Raw genomic sequence first — 14,555 nt, forward strand, 5'->3', positions numbered from 1 at the left:
CGTCCACGGTGGTCCATTGAGTAGTCCGCTTCTCGCGCAAGTGCATAGACCAGTGTCAGACTTCACGGGTGATCTCCCTTGGCATCCTCGACCGGAACTCTGCCGTCCCCCTGCACGAGCAACTCGCGCACGGACTGCGTGCCGCGGTGCACGCCGGGCGGGTGGTCGCGGGCGAGGCGGTGCCGTCGACGCGTGCGCTCGCCGCGGATCTCGGCGTCGCGCGCGGAACGGTCGTGTCGGCCTACGAGATCCTCGCGGGTGAGGGCTACCTGCTCGCGAAGCCCGGCGGAGGCACCGTCGTCGCGGACGTCGTCCCTCGCGCTGCGACGCCCGGAGCGCCGCCGCGGTCATCGGAACTTTCGGTCGACGCCGTCACCGATCTGAGCCCCGGGCGTCCCCGCACGGACGGTCTCGCCGACGCGGCGTGGCGATCGGCATGGCGGCGAGCGGCCGCTCTCGATCCCGCGGCCGATGTGGACGATCCGCGCGGCGCTCCCGCGCTCCGCGGTGAGATCGCTCGGCACTTGGCTCGCACGCGAGGACTCGACGTGTCCGCCGACGATGTCGTCATCACCGCGGGGACAAGTGAGGCCCTGCTGCTCACGCTGCTCTCCCTCACGGCGAAGAACGCACGGGAGCGGGTGCGCGTCGGCATCGAGGATCCGGGCTACCCGCGGGTGCGGATGATCCTCCGGCGGCTCGGTATCGAGGCCGTGCCTGTTCCCGTGCGCGTGGGGTCGGGTCTCGCTCTCGACGCGGTCGAGCGTCAGCGCGATCTCGACGCGCTCATCGTGACGCCGAACCACCACTACCCGCTCGGCAGTCGCTTGGATGCCGAGCACCGCGCCCGACTACTCGCGTGGGCGTCGAGGGAGGACGTTGTCGTCGTCGAGGACGACTACGACAGCGAGTTCCCGCACGGGCGCGCGCCTCTGCCCCCGCTTCATCTGCTCGACCCGGCGCGCGTGGTGATGGTCGGCAGTCTGTCGAAGGTCCTCGCCCCGGCGGTGCGGTGCGGGTGGGTCGTGGCCTCGGGTTCGGTCGGCGAGCGGATACGCGCGACCCGCGAAGACCTCGATGCTCCCGTCTCGCTCGTTCAGCAGCACGCATTGGCGCTGTACCTGGCCGAAGGCGATCTCTCCCGGCACACGGCGCGCCGCCGGCGCGATTATCGGCACCGCCGTCGCTTGCTGCTCGAGGCGTTCGCGGACGTCCCCGGCGTCGAGCTGACCGCGACCGACGGGGGATTGCATGCCGTGGTTCTGCTTCCGGCGCTGGGAAGCACTGCAGAGTCAGAGATCGTCGCGGAGTTGGGTGAGCGCGGCATCCGGGTCGAGGCACTCTCGCGGTACGCCGTCGGCGCCACGTCTTCGGGGCTGCCCGCGGGCCTCGTGTTCGGGTACGCCGAACCGTCGACGGTCGCGCTGCTCGAGGCGGTGGACGAGATGATCGCCGTGCTGCGCGTTCGTGTCGGGGCGGACACTGCGGGGGCGGACGCTGCTGGGGCGGACACTGCGGGCGCGGACACTGCGGGGGCGGACGCTGCTGGGCGCTGAGGTCGGCGTGTCAGAGGGGGCCTCGTGAAGAGATGCAGTCCGCTCTCTCTCGAGCCTCTCGAGGGAGGTCTCGAGGGGGCACGGGGTGGAGCGTCCGCGGTCTCGCGCGGAATGTCACCCCGGTCGCGGAGCGGGCTGTTCGGAACGGTACCTCGCCGGGCAGATGTGCGGTTGTCGCGGAGGGGGCGCTCGAAACGGTGCCTGGTGACGTGGTGCGCGGTGGCCGCGGGGGAGTCCGCTCAGAACGGCGCTTCGTCGGGTGAGTTCGCGATTCCCGTCGATCCGCTGTTGCTGCCCGGGAGGGAGTTGTCGGTGTCCGGGAGGAAGCTGTCGCTGTCGGGGAGGAACAGGACCCGAGGAGGGGGCGTCTCGGATGCGCGCTGGCCGAGCGGACTACGGAAACGGAGGGTCCCGTCCCGGTCCTGCGACACGGTCCACGCTGTCTCGGTCTTCAGCGTGTGATGCCGGACGCAGAGGTGGCACAGATTGGTCAGTCGTGTCGGGCCGCCGTGCTGAGCCTCGTGATTGTGGTCGAGCTGGCACCGCGTCAGGGGCGCTCGACACCCGGGGGCGCGGCAGTGTTGATCGCGCGCGGCGAGATAACGGCGCTGAGCGGACGTGGGGTTGTATCGATCGACTTCGAGCACCGTTCCGGTCACCGGGTCGCACAGGATGCGGTCCCACCCAGGAGCGTGGGCCGCAAGGTGTCGCGCCGTCTCCGGATCGATCGGGCTGCGTCCCGCTACGGAGGCACCGGCGTCGGTGCGGCCGATCAGGGTCAGAACGGGAACGGTGACCTGCACCTGCGCGCGGATCGCCCCGAGTCCGCCCGGGCAGGTCGCGTCGGCCGTCGGATCGACCGTGGGAGCGCCGGTGAGCAGGAGGTCGGCGCACACATCCGCACCGATCTGCGCGAGCGTGCGCTCGTCGCGGAACGCGTCGGCCTTGTCACTCACCGCATCCGCTGACGAGGTGTCGACCGGGAACGCGCGCGAGTCGTCCGCCGACGCCCTCGCGGTCGGTCGCGGTGCGCTGTCGGCGCGGATCACCGCCGCTTGCCGGCGCAGTCGATCCCGGATGCCGTAGGCCACCGTTGCGGGGAGGATCACGCTCAGCTCGGCCATGCCATCCGCGAGGTCACGAACGCTCACTCCGCGCGTCTGCGCCGCACGAGCGTGGCGTGCCGTCATGCCCTCGGGCTGCACGCTCTCAGCGAGTTCGCGTGCGAAGGCCCGCACGCGCCCCGGCGATTCGCGTTCTGCGCGGGTCAGGACGACCTGCTCCCACCCGTGTCTCGTGTCGTCGTCGCCGATGACGATGCCCGTATCGAGCACCGCCTGCACGTGCCGAAGCGTGATTCGCCCCGCCTCGAGCGCGTCGACGGTCGCGGCGAACTTCTCGGTCAGCGTGTAGGCGTCGCCCAACTCCTTCTGCACGGTGAGGTCGTGAGTTCTGGTGGCCACCGCGATCTCAAGAGCCACCGACCGGATAGGTAACTCCCGTTCTCGTGACGCCCGGGAGCCCGCACGCTCGACGTCCGCCAATGCGACCTGCATGACCTGTGCTCGGCGTCGGATCAATGCCGCCTGCAGCCGCGATACGTCAGCGGTGATCGTGTGGATCTCGGAGATGAGACGACGGAGGCGGTCGCCCTCGTCGGGTGAGGGCCCCGCGAGAGGGGAGGAGCGGCGACATCGGTCATGACTCGATATTAGAAACTATGTTCTATAATTCGACGAAACTCACCCCCGGAGTCCTCGATTTCACCCGGCCCTGCGAGCGACTTCCGCGCTCCGAGACCCCGCGCTCCACACTCCGCCCGAGCCCGCGCTCCACACTCCGCCCGAGCCCGCGCTCCACACTCCGGCCCAAGCCCGAGCCCGAGCCCGAGCCCGAGCCCGAGCCCGAGCCGAAGCCGAAGCCGAAGCCGAAGCCCAAGCCGAAGCCCAAGCCCAAGCCCGAACTCGAGCCCTCAGCCCCGCGCCGACAGAATCTCCAGCGCCGCCATCGCCGCGTTCTGTCCGCCGATACCGCTGACCGCTCCGCCGCGCTGGGCGCTCGACCCGCAGATCAGCACACGCGAATGCTCCGTCGCCACGCCCCATCGCGCGGCCGGACTGGAAGCCGGTGCTGTGAGCCAGGGCCACGACAGTCCGCCATGGAAGATGTCGCCGCCGATCATGTTGAGCGACGCCTCGAGATCGCTGGTCGTGCGGGCCTCGATGCACAGGCGTCCGTCGGGCGCCCGAAGGATGCAGTCCCGCAGAGGCTCGTCGAGCACCGCGTCGAGCGAGTGCTGCGCCGCGGCGAGCAGCCGCGCTCCCGCGGCGACGGGATCGGTTCCCTCGATCAGACGATGCGGCACATGCAGTCCGAAAAGGGTCAGGGTCTGCGCCCCCCTCGCGCGCAGCTCGTCGCCGAGGATCGACGGGTCGGTCAGGGAATGGCAGTAGATCTCCAGTGGCAGCGGGTCGGGCACCATCCCGCCCGTCGCGGCGACGAACGCTGCGTCGAGCTGTGTCATGGTCTCGTTCACGTGGAAGGTTCCCGCGAACGCCGCCTCCGGTGACACGGAGCGATCGCGAAGTCGCGGCAGGCGCGACAGCAGCATGTTGACCTTGACCTGCGACCCCTCCGGTTCGTCGACCGTGGTCTGCGCTCCTCCCGCGGCGAGAAGTCGGCTCAGCACCACCCGGCCCACACCGCTCAAGACGAGGGAACCAGAGAACACCTCGGGGCGATCGGTCACCCCGTGCACCTCGCCGTCGGGGGAGATCGAGATCACGTCGATGCCCGTGACGATCTCGGCACCGGCCTCGCGCGCGGCGCGTTCGAGCTCGGCCGTCACGGCGCCCATCCCGCCGACGGGCACGTCCCAGTGCCCCGTCTCGCCGCCGATGACGTGGTAGAGGAAGCACCGGTTCTGCGCGAGCGACGGATCGTCCGACGAGGCGAAGGTGCCGATGAGCCCGTCGGTGAGCGCGATTCCGCGCGCGAGGTCGCTCTCGAGCGACGCGCGCAGCAGATCGCCCAGCGGACGCGAGGTCAGGGAGTCCCAGAGGGCGTCATCGCCGACCCGTTCGCGCATCTCGTCCGCCGTCGGGAGGGGTTCCGTCATGGTCGGGAACACCGCACGGCCCAGCGGGGCCAGGCGCTCGCCGAACGCCGCGAACCGCGCGGCTTCGCCGGCGTCGCCCAGCGTCCGGGTGAACGAGGCGGCGGTGGCCTCGGCATCCTGGGTGTCGATCAGGATCCCGCGGGTCGGATCGGTCGGATCGGGGGTGTACGAGGAGTACCGCCGCCGCCGAAGATCGATCCGAAGGCCCAGGTCGTCGATGATCTTCCGCGGCAACAGGCTCACCAGGTACGAGTACCGCGACACGCGGGCATCGACCCCCGCCCAGGGCTTCTCCGACACGGCGGCGCCGCCCACGGCATCCGCGCGTTCGAGAACCACCACCGAGCGCCCGGCGCGGGCGAGATAGGCCGCGGAGACCAGGGCGTTGTGCCCTCCTCCCACGATGACGACGTCGTACCGGCGAGTTTCCGAAGCGGTCATGCCCCCACGCTATCGACGCGGCCGATCCGAGCCGAGGGGGTGGCGCAGTAGCGTGGATGCCATGACCCTCGCCGCGGAACTGCTCGACATCGCCACCCGCATCGCCCGAGAGGCCGGTGAGCTCGCGCTGCGTCGTCGTCGCGAGGGTGTCACGGTCGCCGCGACCAAGTCAGCGGCGGCCGACATCGTCACCGCGGCCGATCGCGAGGTGGAGGCGTTCGTCCGGGCCGAGCTCGAGCGCGTTCGTCCGGGTGACGGCTTCTTCGGCGAGGAGTCCGCCGCCGACGAGGGGACGACCGGCATCACCTGGGTCGTCGACCCGATCGATGGGACGGTCAACTACGCCTACGGCATCCCCGCGTGGGCGGTCAGCATCGCGGCCGTGGAGGGGCCGGCGGACCCCGCCGAATGGGTCGCGCTCGCCGGAGCCGTCTACAACCCGGTCACCGACGAACTGTTCCGCGCCTCGCGCGGCGGGGGCGCATGGCTGGGCGACGAGCGTCTCACGGTCACCGCTGACGTAGGGGAGGCGGGAGGGCTCGTCGCGACGGGCTTCGGCTACGACCCGGCCACCCACGCCCCGACCCTCGCCCAGCTCGCCCGGGTCATGCCGATCGCGCGCGACGTGCGCCGTATCGGGGCTGCCTCGCTCGACCTCGCGTCCGTCGCCGCGGGGCGGATGGATGCCTACTACGAGAAGGGCACGAACCCCTGGGATCACGCGGCCGGCGCCCTTCTCGTCGAGGAGGCGGGCGGCATGCTCGGAGGCGCGCCGGGAGGGCGTCCGGGTAAGGGCATGGTCATTGCTGCGGGGGCCGAGTTCTTCCCGCGCCTGGAGGAACTTCTCGACTACGACAGGTGAGATCCGACCCGCGCTCATGACATTCCCAGTCCCGTCGGGTTAGTCTGTTTACCTGATCGTTATTTTCGCGACCCGAACATGCGGAAATGGCAGAAGCCCCAAAGCCCGAAGCCGTCGCGCCTGCGACACGACACGAGAGCCATCGCGCGTTGCCGTCAGAAGCCCCAGAGACTGAGCCCGCCCGCACCCGGCGATCCAGTCGACCCACCGCCGTGCCCGCCTCCACCCCGCAGCTCACGCGGGCCGAGATGCGCCGTCGAACCACCCCGGATGCCGGTACCCCCGTCGAACCCGCCCCGGTCGATGCTGATGTGGCCGCCCAGTCGGCCCTGGTCGAGCAGGTCGCCGCTGCCGTCGTCGAGACGGTCATCGCCGCCACCATCGAGCCGACGCTCCCGCCCCGTCGCCGCGCTTCGCGCCCGGCCGCCGAGCGTCTCACCGAGAGCGTCACCACCGAGAGCACGACCACCGACAGCGCCCCCGCAGAGCGTCCCGCCGACGCCGGCGTCGAGGTCCTGGCATCCACCCCCTCCTCGATCGACGCGGACGACGATGCCCTCGCGGTGACCGTCGTCGACGAGCGTCAGTCCGACGAAGGCGATGTCGCTGTCATCCTCCAGAGCGCCGAGCCCGAGACGACCGCCACTCCTGTCGCCCTGCCCACCTCGCCGATCACGCTCCCCGCGACGCGGCGCACCCGCCGTCGCCCGCAGCCGGTCGAGTCTGACGAGGCCGCGAGCGTCACCGCTGAGCAGTCCGTTCCCGCGAAGGGCGCCCCGGCGGCTCCCGGCTCCGCCTTCGGTCCGGCGGCCGACGCCGATGTCGATGCCGAGCACGATGAGTTCGAGGCCGCCGCCCGCCTTTTCGCCTTCACCGGCGAGACGCCCGTCCAGTCGGCCCCGCGTGTCGCGGCACCGGCCGAGCCCGTCACCCAGGGCCTCCCGGACGCCGCCGCTCCGCGCACCCGCCGCAACGGCCGTCGCATCGCCGCCGCCACCTTCTCGGTCGGCGTCATGGGTCTTGTGGGGCTCATGACGGTCGGTATGACGATGCCCGTGAGCGCCCTGGCCTCCGCCAGCGGCACCTCCAACGTCGTGACGAGCGACATCGCGACCGTCAACCTCGCTGCCGGGGGAGACGTCGCCGACACCGAGGGTATTCAGGCCTATGTCGCTCCCGCGGAGGCGCAGGCCGGGGTCGTCGACCGCGCCGACGGCTACAAGGCGTCGACCTACGCCCAGATGGCCGCCGACTCGGGCATCAAGAACTTCTCGAACTTCTACGTCAACGACCCGACTGCCCCGATCCAGTGGCCGTTCGCCGTGGGCGTGCCGATCACCTACGGCTTCGGCATGCGCGACGGACGGATGCACGAGGGTGCCGACTTCGTTCCCGGCGAGGGGTCGCCCGTCCAGGCGATCGCCGACGGCGTGGTGCGCATCGCAACCGAGAACGGTGACGCTTTCGGTGTGACAGTGCTCATCGACCACCAGATCGACGGACAGCTCGTCTCGAGCCGCTACGGCCACATGCAGTACGGCTCGCTCCAGGTCACCCCCGGAGAGCACGTCCACGTCGGTCAGTTCCTCGGACGCACCGGCAACACCGGCCGTTCGTTCGGCGCGCACACGCACGTCGAGATCCTGCAGAACGGCACCACCCCGATCGACCCAATCGAGTGGCTGCGTCAGCACGCGGGAGGCTGACCGATTGGAGGATCGGGCCTCGGCTCTGATATCCTCTTCAAGTTGCCCGGAGAGATCCGGGTGCGCCCCGATAGCTCAGTGGCAGAGCACTTCCATGGTAAGGAAGGGGTCGTCAGTTCAATCCTGACTCGGGGCTCAAGGCATCACTTTCAGGTTCAGGATGCCGTGCGGCGGGGTAGCTCAGTTGGTGAGAGCGCACGACTCATAATCGTGAGGTCGCGGGTTCAAGCCCCGCTCCCGCTACTTCTCAGAGGGGCTAGCTGCCCTACCCGAACAAGTCCTCGGTGTCGCTCTCTCGTGTTCATGTCTCCCCGAAGCGGTCCGCACAGCGCCCGGTTCTGAGAGCTTTCTTAGTGAAGTCCGGCCACGCTGGCGGGCATGCGTTCGAGTCGTCGTGCCGTTCGGCCGTCACGGGTCCCTGATCCATCGGTTGTCTTCTGGGTGGCGAAAGCCGCTTCCACCGCGCTCGGCGAGGCGGTTTCGGACTTCTCGATCCGGGCCCTCGATCCCGTCGTCGCCGTCCTCCTCGGGTTCACCTTCTTCGTCGTCGCTCTGGCGTGGCAGCTGACACGCCGGCGATACGTGCCGGGCGTCTACTGGCTGGCGGTGGCGGCGGTCGGGGTGTTCGGAACGATGGCGGCCGACGTGATGCACGTCATCGCCGGGCTGCCGTACGCTGCATCGGCGACGCTCTACGCCGTTCTCCTGGCCGGCGTCTTCGTGCTGTGGCGACGCACCGAGGGCACCCTGTCGGTCCACGATGTGACCACGACGCGCCGCGAGCTCTTCTACTGGGCAGCCGTCGTCGGTACGTTCGCACTCGGCACCGCAGTCGGTGACTTGGCTGCCGTCACTTTCGGGCTCGGGTACGTCGCGTCGATCGCGCTTTTCGCTGTTCTGATCGTGGTCCCCTTCCTAGGGTGGCGCTTCGCGCGGTGGGATGCCGTGCTGTCGTTCTGGTGCGCGTACCTTCTGACCCGTCCCCTCGGCGCGTCCGTTGCAGACTGGCTCGGAAAGCCCGATTCAGAGGGCGGTGTGGGAATCGGATCCGGCTGGGTGTCCCTTGGCTTGGCCGTCGTGATGATCATGCTCGTCTCTGTCATGCAGGCGAGGTGGCGTGTACCCGCTGCGGTGGAGCCGGAACGTGAGACAGATGCGGGCGGCCTCCGATGACGTCGACCGCCCGCATCCCGCGGCTCAACCGGTCGGCGCGTCGTCGGCCGTCTCGCCGTCGGCGGTGCCGTCTTCGTGACCGGGGTCGTCGGCGCTCTCCTGATCGGGCGTCTCCCCGACCTGGTCGTCGGCTGTCTCGCCGTCGCCGGTGTCTGTCGCTTCCGAAGCCCTGACGTGAGGTGAGGGTGTCGACACCGTGGTGGTCGCGTTCGCGTTCGCGGGCAGGGAAATTGCGGCGACGCCACCGATTCCGACCAGCGCGATCACGCCAGCGGCAAGACTCACGCTGCTCCATCGATGTTGTGGGGTGTTCATGGTCCGTCCTCTCTTCGGCTTTGATGAGCCGTCGAGAGAAGACTCGCTCGGGGACTGTAAGAAACGACGAAGATGAATCGCGTGGTTCCTCAGCGGCAGAACTTCGGCGCACATCAGTGTTTTCTGAGAGGCGCGGGTCCAAGCTGGGAACGAACGTGACGAATGCGGGCGGAGGTGGAACATGGTCGCTCCCCTGACGCATCGCCCTCGGCTGCTGCTCGTCGAGGACGATGACCAACTCGGTCCGCTGATGGCGAAGGTGCTCGACGAGGTGTATGACGTGACGCTCGTCGCAGACGGCGGCGAGGCTCTGGAGGTCGCGACGTCTCGGACGTTCGACGCGCTTGTCGTCGATCGGCGACTTCCGTCGGTGGACGGGCTCACGATCGTCGAGACGCTGCGGCGGGCGGGTGCGGGTGTTCCACTGCTCATCCTCACTGCGCTGGGCACGGTCCAGGACAAGGTGCGCGGCCTCGACGCCGGGGCCAACGACTACCTCGTGAAGCCGTTCGAGTTCGACGAGCTGTTCGCCCGTCTCCGCGCCATCCGACGGGTGGCCGGGGGAGAAGGGCCCTTCATCCGCGTCGGCGAGTGGGAGTTCTATCCCGATTCACGAGCGGTCTACTCGCCGTACGACGGGCGCATCATTCTCACGGAGCGGGAGAGCGCTCTGCTCACCCTGTTCGCAGTCAACCCTCAGCGGACGTTCTCGCGGGACGACATCCTCCGCTCCGTTTTCTCACCCGATGACACCCCGGGAGCCGTCGACACCTACGTGCACTACCTCCGCAAGAAGACCGACCCAGCCATCGTGCAGACCGTGCGCGGGCGGGGATACCGTCTGGGACTGATGTGAGCACCCGAAAGCACCCCCTCGACGCTGACGCCCTCCTCGTCCGCGCCGCCGCCCGGCGGGTCGCTCTCACCATCACTGTCGCCGTGTCGCTGCTCGTCGTGGCGGTCCTCGTGGCGGCCTTCTCGGTGGTGCTCACGCAGATCCCGCTCGGCGACCTCCTGCATCCCGGACCTCGTGAGACGGTCGTCGACATCGACGGAGTCGACATCCTGTTGGCGGGCACGCTGATCGGCGTGGCGGCCATCGCCTCGGCGGGGCTACTCGGGTGGCTCGTCACCCGCCGGGCGGTGCGCCCCCTCGTGGACGCCCTCCGACGCCAACGTGAATTCGTAGCCGACGCCTCGCATGAATTGCGCACGCCGTTGGCGGTCCTGGATGCCAGGATTCAGGTGTTGCAGAGATCTCTGGCCCCGTCGGACCCGCACGCACCGGTGGTCGCCGGCCTCCGTGCCGATTCGCGTGACCTCATCGCGGTGGTGGCGGATCTCCTCGAGTCCGTCGAGATCCCGAAGCACGCGGTTTCTGAACCCGTGCCGGTCGCACCGGTCGTGGAGTCGTCCATCGCCGCGATGCGGCTCCTGGCGCGTCAACGAGGCGTGACGCTCGTCAGCACACCGTCCGCCGAGGAGCTTCGGGTCTCGATGCCCGCGTCCAGCCTCCAGCGTTGTGTCGTCGCCCTCGTCGACAACGCTGTCAAACACTCGCCCGAGACGGGGACCGTCGTGGTCTCCTCGAGGCGCGACGGGCGTCACGTCCTCATCGATGTCACCGATCAAGGCCCCGGCATCCAGGGGATCAGTCCCGATCGCGTCTTCGAGAGGTTCGCACGATCGGCCCCTGCCGTCGGGGGCGGCGGTTCGTCGCGCAGCGGGTTCGGCATCGGACTGGCGCTCGTGCAGGATGCGGTCACGCGATACGGCGGATCCGCGATCGTCTCGGTGACTTCGGATGCCGGCACGACGATGACTCTTCGCATCCCCGCGTCCGCCTCTGCGTAGACCTGAATTCTGAGTCGTATCTTAGGACCGTCTTTCTACCGTTCCCCATGACGATTTTCCCGGCACCGGTCCGCCTGTCGAGGCGCATCGTGTCCAGCAAGGTGCCGCAGGTCACTGTCTGGTTCTGGATCATCAAGGTGCTCTGCACAACAGTGGGGGAGAGCTTCGCCGACTGGATCAATGTGACGCTCGGCGTCGGACTGGAAGCCACGTCGGTGATCTTCACAGTCGTGCTGGCGGCCGTCCTCGCGTGGCAGCTCGCGTTGCGGAGGTACGTCCCGTTCGTGTACTGGCTCACCGTCGTCGTCGTCAGCGTCACCGGCACGCTCTACACGGACATCCTCACCGATGACCTCGGCGTGCCGCTCGCGGTCAGCACCGCCGTCTTCGCCGCCCTCCTCGCCGTCGTGTTCGGGGTGTGGTGGCGCAGCCAGCGCACGCTGTCGATCCACAGCATCACGACGACGCGTCGCGAACTGTTCTACTGGCTCGCCATCCTCGTCACCTTCGCCCTTGGGACCGCGGCCGGCGACGGCATCCTCGAACTCACCGGGTGGAGCCCCGGAGTGTCGGTGCTGTTGTCGGCAGGTCTGATCGCTGCTGTGTTCGTCGGGTGGAGGCTCGGTGCGAAAGCCGTGCTGTCCTTCTGGCTGGCCTACATCCTGACGCGTCCGCTCGGGGCCAACCTCGGCGACTGGCTCGGGTTGGACCCCTCCCAGGGTGGTCTCGGACTGGGCGCCGCGTGGACGAGCGTCATCTTCCTCATCGCGATCCTCGGAACAGTCATCTTCCTCACGGTGACCCGCGCCGATCAGGCGGAACTGGCCCCGATCCCCGATCCGCGTCCGACAGCCGCCAGACGGGGACGTTGGATGCTCGCGTACTTCGCGATCGTCGGGGTCGTCGCCGTGGCAGTTCTCACCTGGGCGCATGCGCAGCCCCACACCGCGGCAGCGGCGAGCGAAGAGGGACCGAGCACCCACGCCACGCTGGCTCCCGGGCAGTCGGCCACCGCGAGCTTCCCCGCCAGCACCGTCGCCGGCTACCGGAACATCGTGCAGGAAACACTGTCGATGGTGCGCAGTAACGACCACGCAGGCGCGAAGACACGTATCACCGACCTCGAAACGGCCTGGGATGAGGACCAGCCCACACTCGAGCCACGGGATGCCACGGCATGGGCGGTGATCGACGGACGCATCGACGCGGCGCTGAAGGCCGTACGAGCCTCCACGCCAGATCCCACCGCGGAGACGGACGCCCTTCAGTCCCTGATGAACACCCTCTCTTCATGACTGGTGCCCACCTCGTCGCCGCATCCGCGGGTCTGCTTCCCGACGCGGCGTCCATCCTCCACGCCTTCGGGCCGTGGGTGCTCGCGGGGGTCGCCGTCCTGATCTTCATCGAGTCCGGTGTGCTTTTCCCCTTCCTTCCGGGGGACTCTCTCCTCGTGACAGCGGCCGTCCTTGCCGGTCCTCTCGGGATCCAGCCGTGGCAGGTTCTCCTCGTCGGCATCCCCGCCGCAATCCTCGGCGACCAGACGGGCTACTGGCTCGGCCGACGATTCGGCAGGCGTATGTTCCGAGAAGGCGCTCGGGTGCTGCGCCCCGAACGACTGCGAGACGCGGAACGGTTCTTCGCAAAGTACGGCGGCGGGTCGCTCGTGCTCGGACGATTCGTGCCGATCGTCCGCACGTACGTACCTGTCGCTGCGGGGACCGCGCACATGCCCTACCGGCGGTTTCTCGTGTGGAACACCGCGGGGGCGACCCTGTGGGTAGTGGGCATGACGGTCATCGGGCTCGTGCTCGGTGGCATCCCGTTCATCGTCGACAACATCGACGTGCTGATGATCGTCATCGTCCTGATCTCCGTGCTGCCCGTTGTCTTCGCGCTCACCCGGAAGTGGGTCGCATCGCGTCGCGAGAAGAAAGAAGCGCCCGGCGGCGCGGCCTCACCCGACGCCTGATGAGCGCCCACGGGCGATCCCGTCACCCTCCCTCCCGAAGGACCGTATGCGCATTCTCGAGGTCATCATCCTGGGGCTCGTTCAGGGCCTCACCGAGTTCCTCCCCATCTCTTCGAGCGCTCACCTGCGGATCGTGGGCGAGTTCCTCCCGTCGCAGACCGATCCGGGCGCGACCTTCACCGCCATCACGCAGATCGGTACCGAGCTCGCGGTGCTGTTGTACTTCCGCAAGAAGATCGTCCGCGTGCTCTCGCGCTGGTTCCTCTCGCTGACGGGCCGCGTGCCGCGCAGCGACCCGGATGCCCGCATGGGCTGGTACATCATCATCGGCACCGTGCCGATCGGTGTGCTCGGGTTCCTGCTGCAGAGCCTGATCCGCGACAACTTCCGGAGCCTGTGGATCACCGCGATCGTCCTGATCGTCTTCGGCGTCCTGCTGGGCGTCGCCGACCACTATGGCAAGCGTCGCCGCGACCTCGACGACCTCACCGTCGGCCACGGCTTCGCCTTCGGCTTCGCGCAGGCCCTGGCTCTGGTCCCGGGCGTCTCGCGCTCGGGAGCGACCACGACCCTGGGGCGCGCGCTCGGCTACAAGCGCACCGCGGCGGCGGAGTACTCGTTCCTGCTCGCCGTTCCGGCGGTGTTCGCGAGCGGTCTGTACGAGCTCTACAAGAGCTTCGACGAGGGAACCGGTCCCTACAACCTGGGGGAGACGGCCCTCGCGACGGTGATCGCCTTCGTCGTGGGATACCTCGTGATCGCGTTCCTCATGCAGTACCTGAAGAAGGGCAGTTTCCTGCCCTTCGTGATCTACCGGGTGGCGCTCGGCATCCTGATCATCGTGCTGCTCTCGCTCGGTGTCATCCCCGCCGTCTCGACGGTCATCACCAGCTGAGACCGGGCGCAGAGGAGCACACATGAACGCAGGAACTGTCATCGTCATGGGCGTGATCGCGGGAGGCACGATCTTCATCGGCCTTCCCGTGAGCCGGCTCTCCGCGAGAGCAGGACGACTTCGTGCGCTGCTCAACGCCGTCACCATCGGCGTGTTGCTCTTCCTCCTGGGGGACGTTCTGGAGCCTGCCCGAGAGCCGGTGGATGCCGCCCTCACCGTCGCAGCGATCGAAAAGAGCGCGTTTTTTTAGGGGGGGTCCGACGCTCACGCTCGCGCGATCACCACCACGCTTCGCGATCCTCCTCCTCGCGGTCTTCGTCGTCGTCCTCGTCCGCTCCGGTCGTGGACGACCAGCTCAGGCGGAACCCGCACTCGCGGCACTCGTCCGCGTCGATGCCCTCGTCGAGCAGCGGGTGCATGGTGATGCCGCACGACGGGCAGATGGGCTGGGCCTCGTCACGGAGTTCTCCGTAGGTCATGGTGGTCTCGCTCGCTCCTGTCCGGCTGCCGAGGTGCTCGGTGCGTCCATTCAATCCCGGCCGCGCGGCGTCGGGGCCGTGACGACGTCACGGCGGGAGGCCACCGAGGAAGCCGGGTCATAAGATCGGTGTCCGTGACCGCCACGAGAGAGCGCACTTCCTTCCGCGCAGATACGCGCGGACACCT

At 68.8% G+C, this 14,555-nt stretch carries 14 protein-coding genes and 2 tRNA genes; 12 read left to right on the forward strand and 4 right to left on the reverse strand.

All coding sequences use genetic code 11. From position 1 onward, the window contains the following. Nucleotides 1–68: 68 nt before the first annotated feature. Complete coding sequence (locus PIR02_10415; GenBank protein ID WZH35195.1) at nucleotides 69–1,556, forward strand: PLP-dependent aminotransferase family protein; 1,488 nt, start codon at nucleotides 69–71, stop codon at nucleotides 1,554–1,556. Between the two features lie 239 nt (nucleotides 1,557–1,795). Here PIR02_10415 and PIR02_10420 read toward each other — a convergent pair whose 3' ends face one another. Together PIR02_10420 and PIR02_10425 are read right to left on the reverse strand one after the other, a co-directional pair. Beyond that, a complete protein-coding gene (locus PIR02_10420) occupies nucleotides 1,796–3,148 on the reverse strand; it encodes a DUF222 domain-containing protein (GenBank protein ID WZH38991.1) in 1,353 nt (450 codons plus the stop codon). Between the two features lie 380 nt (nucleotides 3,149–3,528). Then, the gene (locus PIR02_10425; protein WZH35196.1) at nucleotides 3,529–5,115 is read right to left on the reverse strand and encodes an NAD(P)/FAD-dependent oxidoreductase; all 1,587 of its coding nucleotides are present in this window, start codon (nucleotides 5,113–5,115) and stop codon (nucleotides 3,529–3,531) included. A gap of 61 nt (nucleotides 5,116–5,176) precedes the next feature. Here PIR02_10425 and PIR02_10430 point away from each other — a divergent pair, with 61 nt between their 5' ends. The 5 genes from PIR02_10430 (at nucleotide 5,177) to PIR02_10450 (ending at nucleotide 8,856) form a co-directional block, all read left to right on the forward strand. After that, the gene (locus PIR02_10430) at nucleotides 5,177–5,977 is read left to right on the forward strand and encodes an inositol monophosphatase family protein (GenBank protein WZH35197.1); all 801 of its coding nucleotides are present in this window, start codon (nucleotides 5,177–5,179) and stop codon (nucleotides 5,975–5,977) included. A gap of 212 nt (nucleotides 5,978–6,189) precedes the next feature. Beyond that, nucleotides 6,190–7,683, forward strand: a complete 1,494-nt coding sequence (locus PIR02_10435) for a peptidoglycan DD-metalloendopeptidase family protein (protein WZH35198.1) — start codon at nucleotides 6,190–6,192, stop codon at nucleotides 7,681–7,683. Nucleotides 7,684–7,747: 64 nt separating this feature from the next. Next, nucleotides 7,748–7,819: transfer RNA gene (locus PIR02_10440), tRNA-Thr, on the forward strand. A gap of 33 nt (nucleotides 7,820–7,852) precedes the next feature. After that, nucleotides 7,853–7,926: transfer RNA gene (locus tag PIR02_10445), tRNA-Met, on the forward strand. A gap of 198 nt (nucleotides 7,927–8,124) precedes the next feature. After that, nucleotides 8,125–8,856, forward strand: a complete 732-nt coding sequence (locus tag PIR02_10450) for a hypothetical protein (protein ID WZH35199.1) — start codon at nucleotides 8,125–8,127, stop codon at nucleotides 8,854–8,856. 24 nt (nucleotides 8,857–8,880) lie between these two features. Here the strand turns inward: PIR02_10450 and PIR02_10455 are convergent, their stop codons facing one another. Beyond that, complete coding sequence (locus PIR02_10455) at nucleotides 8,881–9,141, reverse strand: hypothetical protein (GenBank protein WZH35200.1); 261 nt, start codon at nucleotides 9,139–9,141, stop codon at nucleotides 8,881–8,883. A 211-nt stretch (nucleotides 9,142–9,352) separates the two neighbouring features. Here PIR02_10455 and PIR02_10460 point away from each other — a divergent pair, with 211 nt between their 5' ends. The 6 genes from PIR02_10460 to PIR02_10485 are packed head-to-tail and all read left to right on the forward strand — an operon-like array spanning nucleotide 9,353 to nucleotide 14,139. Continuing rightward, the gene (locus PIR02_10460; protein ID WZH35201.1) at nucleotides 9,353–10,027 is read left to right on the forward strand and encodes a response regulator transcription factor; all 675 of its coding nucleotides are present in this window, start codon (nucleotides 9,353–9,355) and stop codon (nucleotides 10,025–10,027) included. After that, nucleotides 10,024–11,025 carry a HAMP domain-containing sensor histidine kinase gene (locus PIR02_10465; protein WZH35202.1) on the forward strand — a complete coding sequence of 334 codons (1,002 nt, stop codon included), beginning with the start codon at nucleotides 10,024–10,026 and terminating at the stop codon, nucleotides 11,023–11,025. Before PIR02_10460 ends, PIR02_10465 begins: the two co-directional genes overlap by 4 nt. 47 nt (nucleotides 11,026–11,072) lie before the next feature. Beyond that, nucleotides 11,073–12,320 (forward strand): hypothetical protein, encoded by a 1,248-nt coding sequence (locus PIR02_10470; protein WZH35203.1) that lies wholly within the window; start codon nucleotides 11,073–11,075, stop codon nucleotides 12,318–12,320. Continuing rightward, a complete protein-coding gene (locus PIR02_10475; protein WZH35204.1) occupies nucleotides 12,317–12,994 on the forward strand; it encodes a DedA family protein in 678 nt (225 codons plus the stop codon). Before PIR02_10470 ends, PIR02_10475 begins: the two co-directional genes overlap by 4 nt. Before the next feature lie 46 nt (nucleotides 12,995–13,040). Further along, nucleotides 13,041–13,889: an undecaprenyl-diphosphate phosphatase gene (locus tag PIR02_10480; protein ID WZH35205.1), complete on the forward strand. Its 849-nt coding sequence runs from the start codon at nucleotides 13,041–13,043 to the stop codon at nucleotides 13,887–13,889. Between the two features lie 22 nt (nucleotides 13,890–13,911). Then, nucleotides 13,912–14,139 (forward strand): hypothetical protein, encoded by a 228-nt coding sequence (locus tag PIR02_10485; protein WZH35206.1) that lies wholly within the window; start codon nucleotides 13,912–13,914, stop codon nucleotides 14,137–14,139. A gap of 28 nt (nucleotides 14,140–14,167) precedes the next feature. On the opposite strand, the gene PIR02_10490 is transcribed toward PIR02_10485, so the two are convergent. Next, the gene (locus PIR02_10490) at nucleotides 14,168–14,368 is read right to left on the reverse strand and encodes a hypothetical protein (GenBank protein ID WZH35207.1); all 201 of its coding nucleotides are present in this window, start codon (nucleotides 14,366–14,368) and stop codon (nucleotides 14,168–14,170) included. Between the last annotated feature and the right edge of the window lie 187 nt (nucleotides 14,369–14,555).

This window comes from Microbacterium enclense, from assembly GCA_038182865.1.
Taxonomy (GTDB): domain Bacteria; phylum Actinomycetota; class Actinomycetes; order Actinomycetales; family Microbacteriaceae; genus Microbacterium; species Microbacterium enclense_B.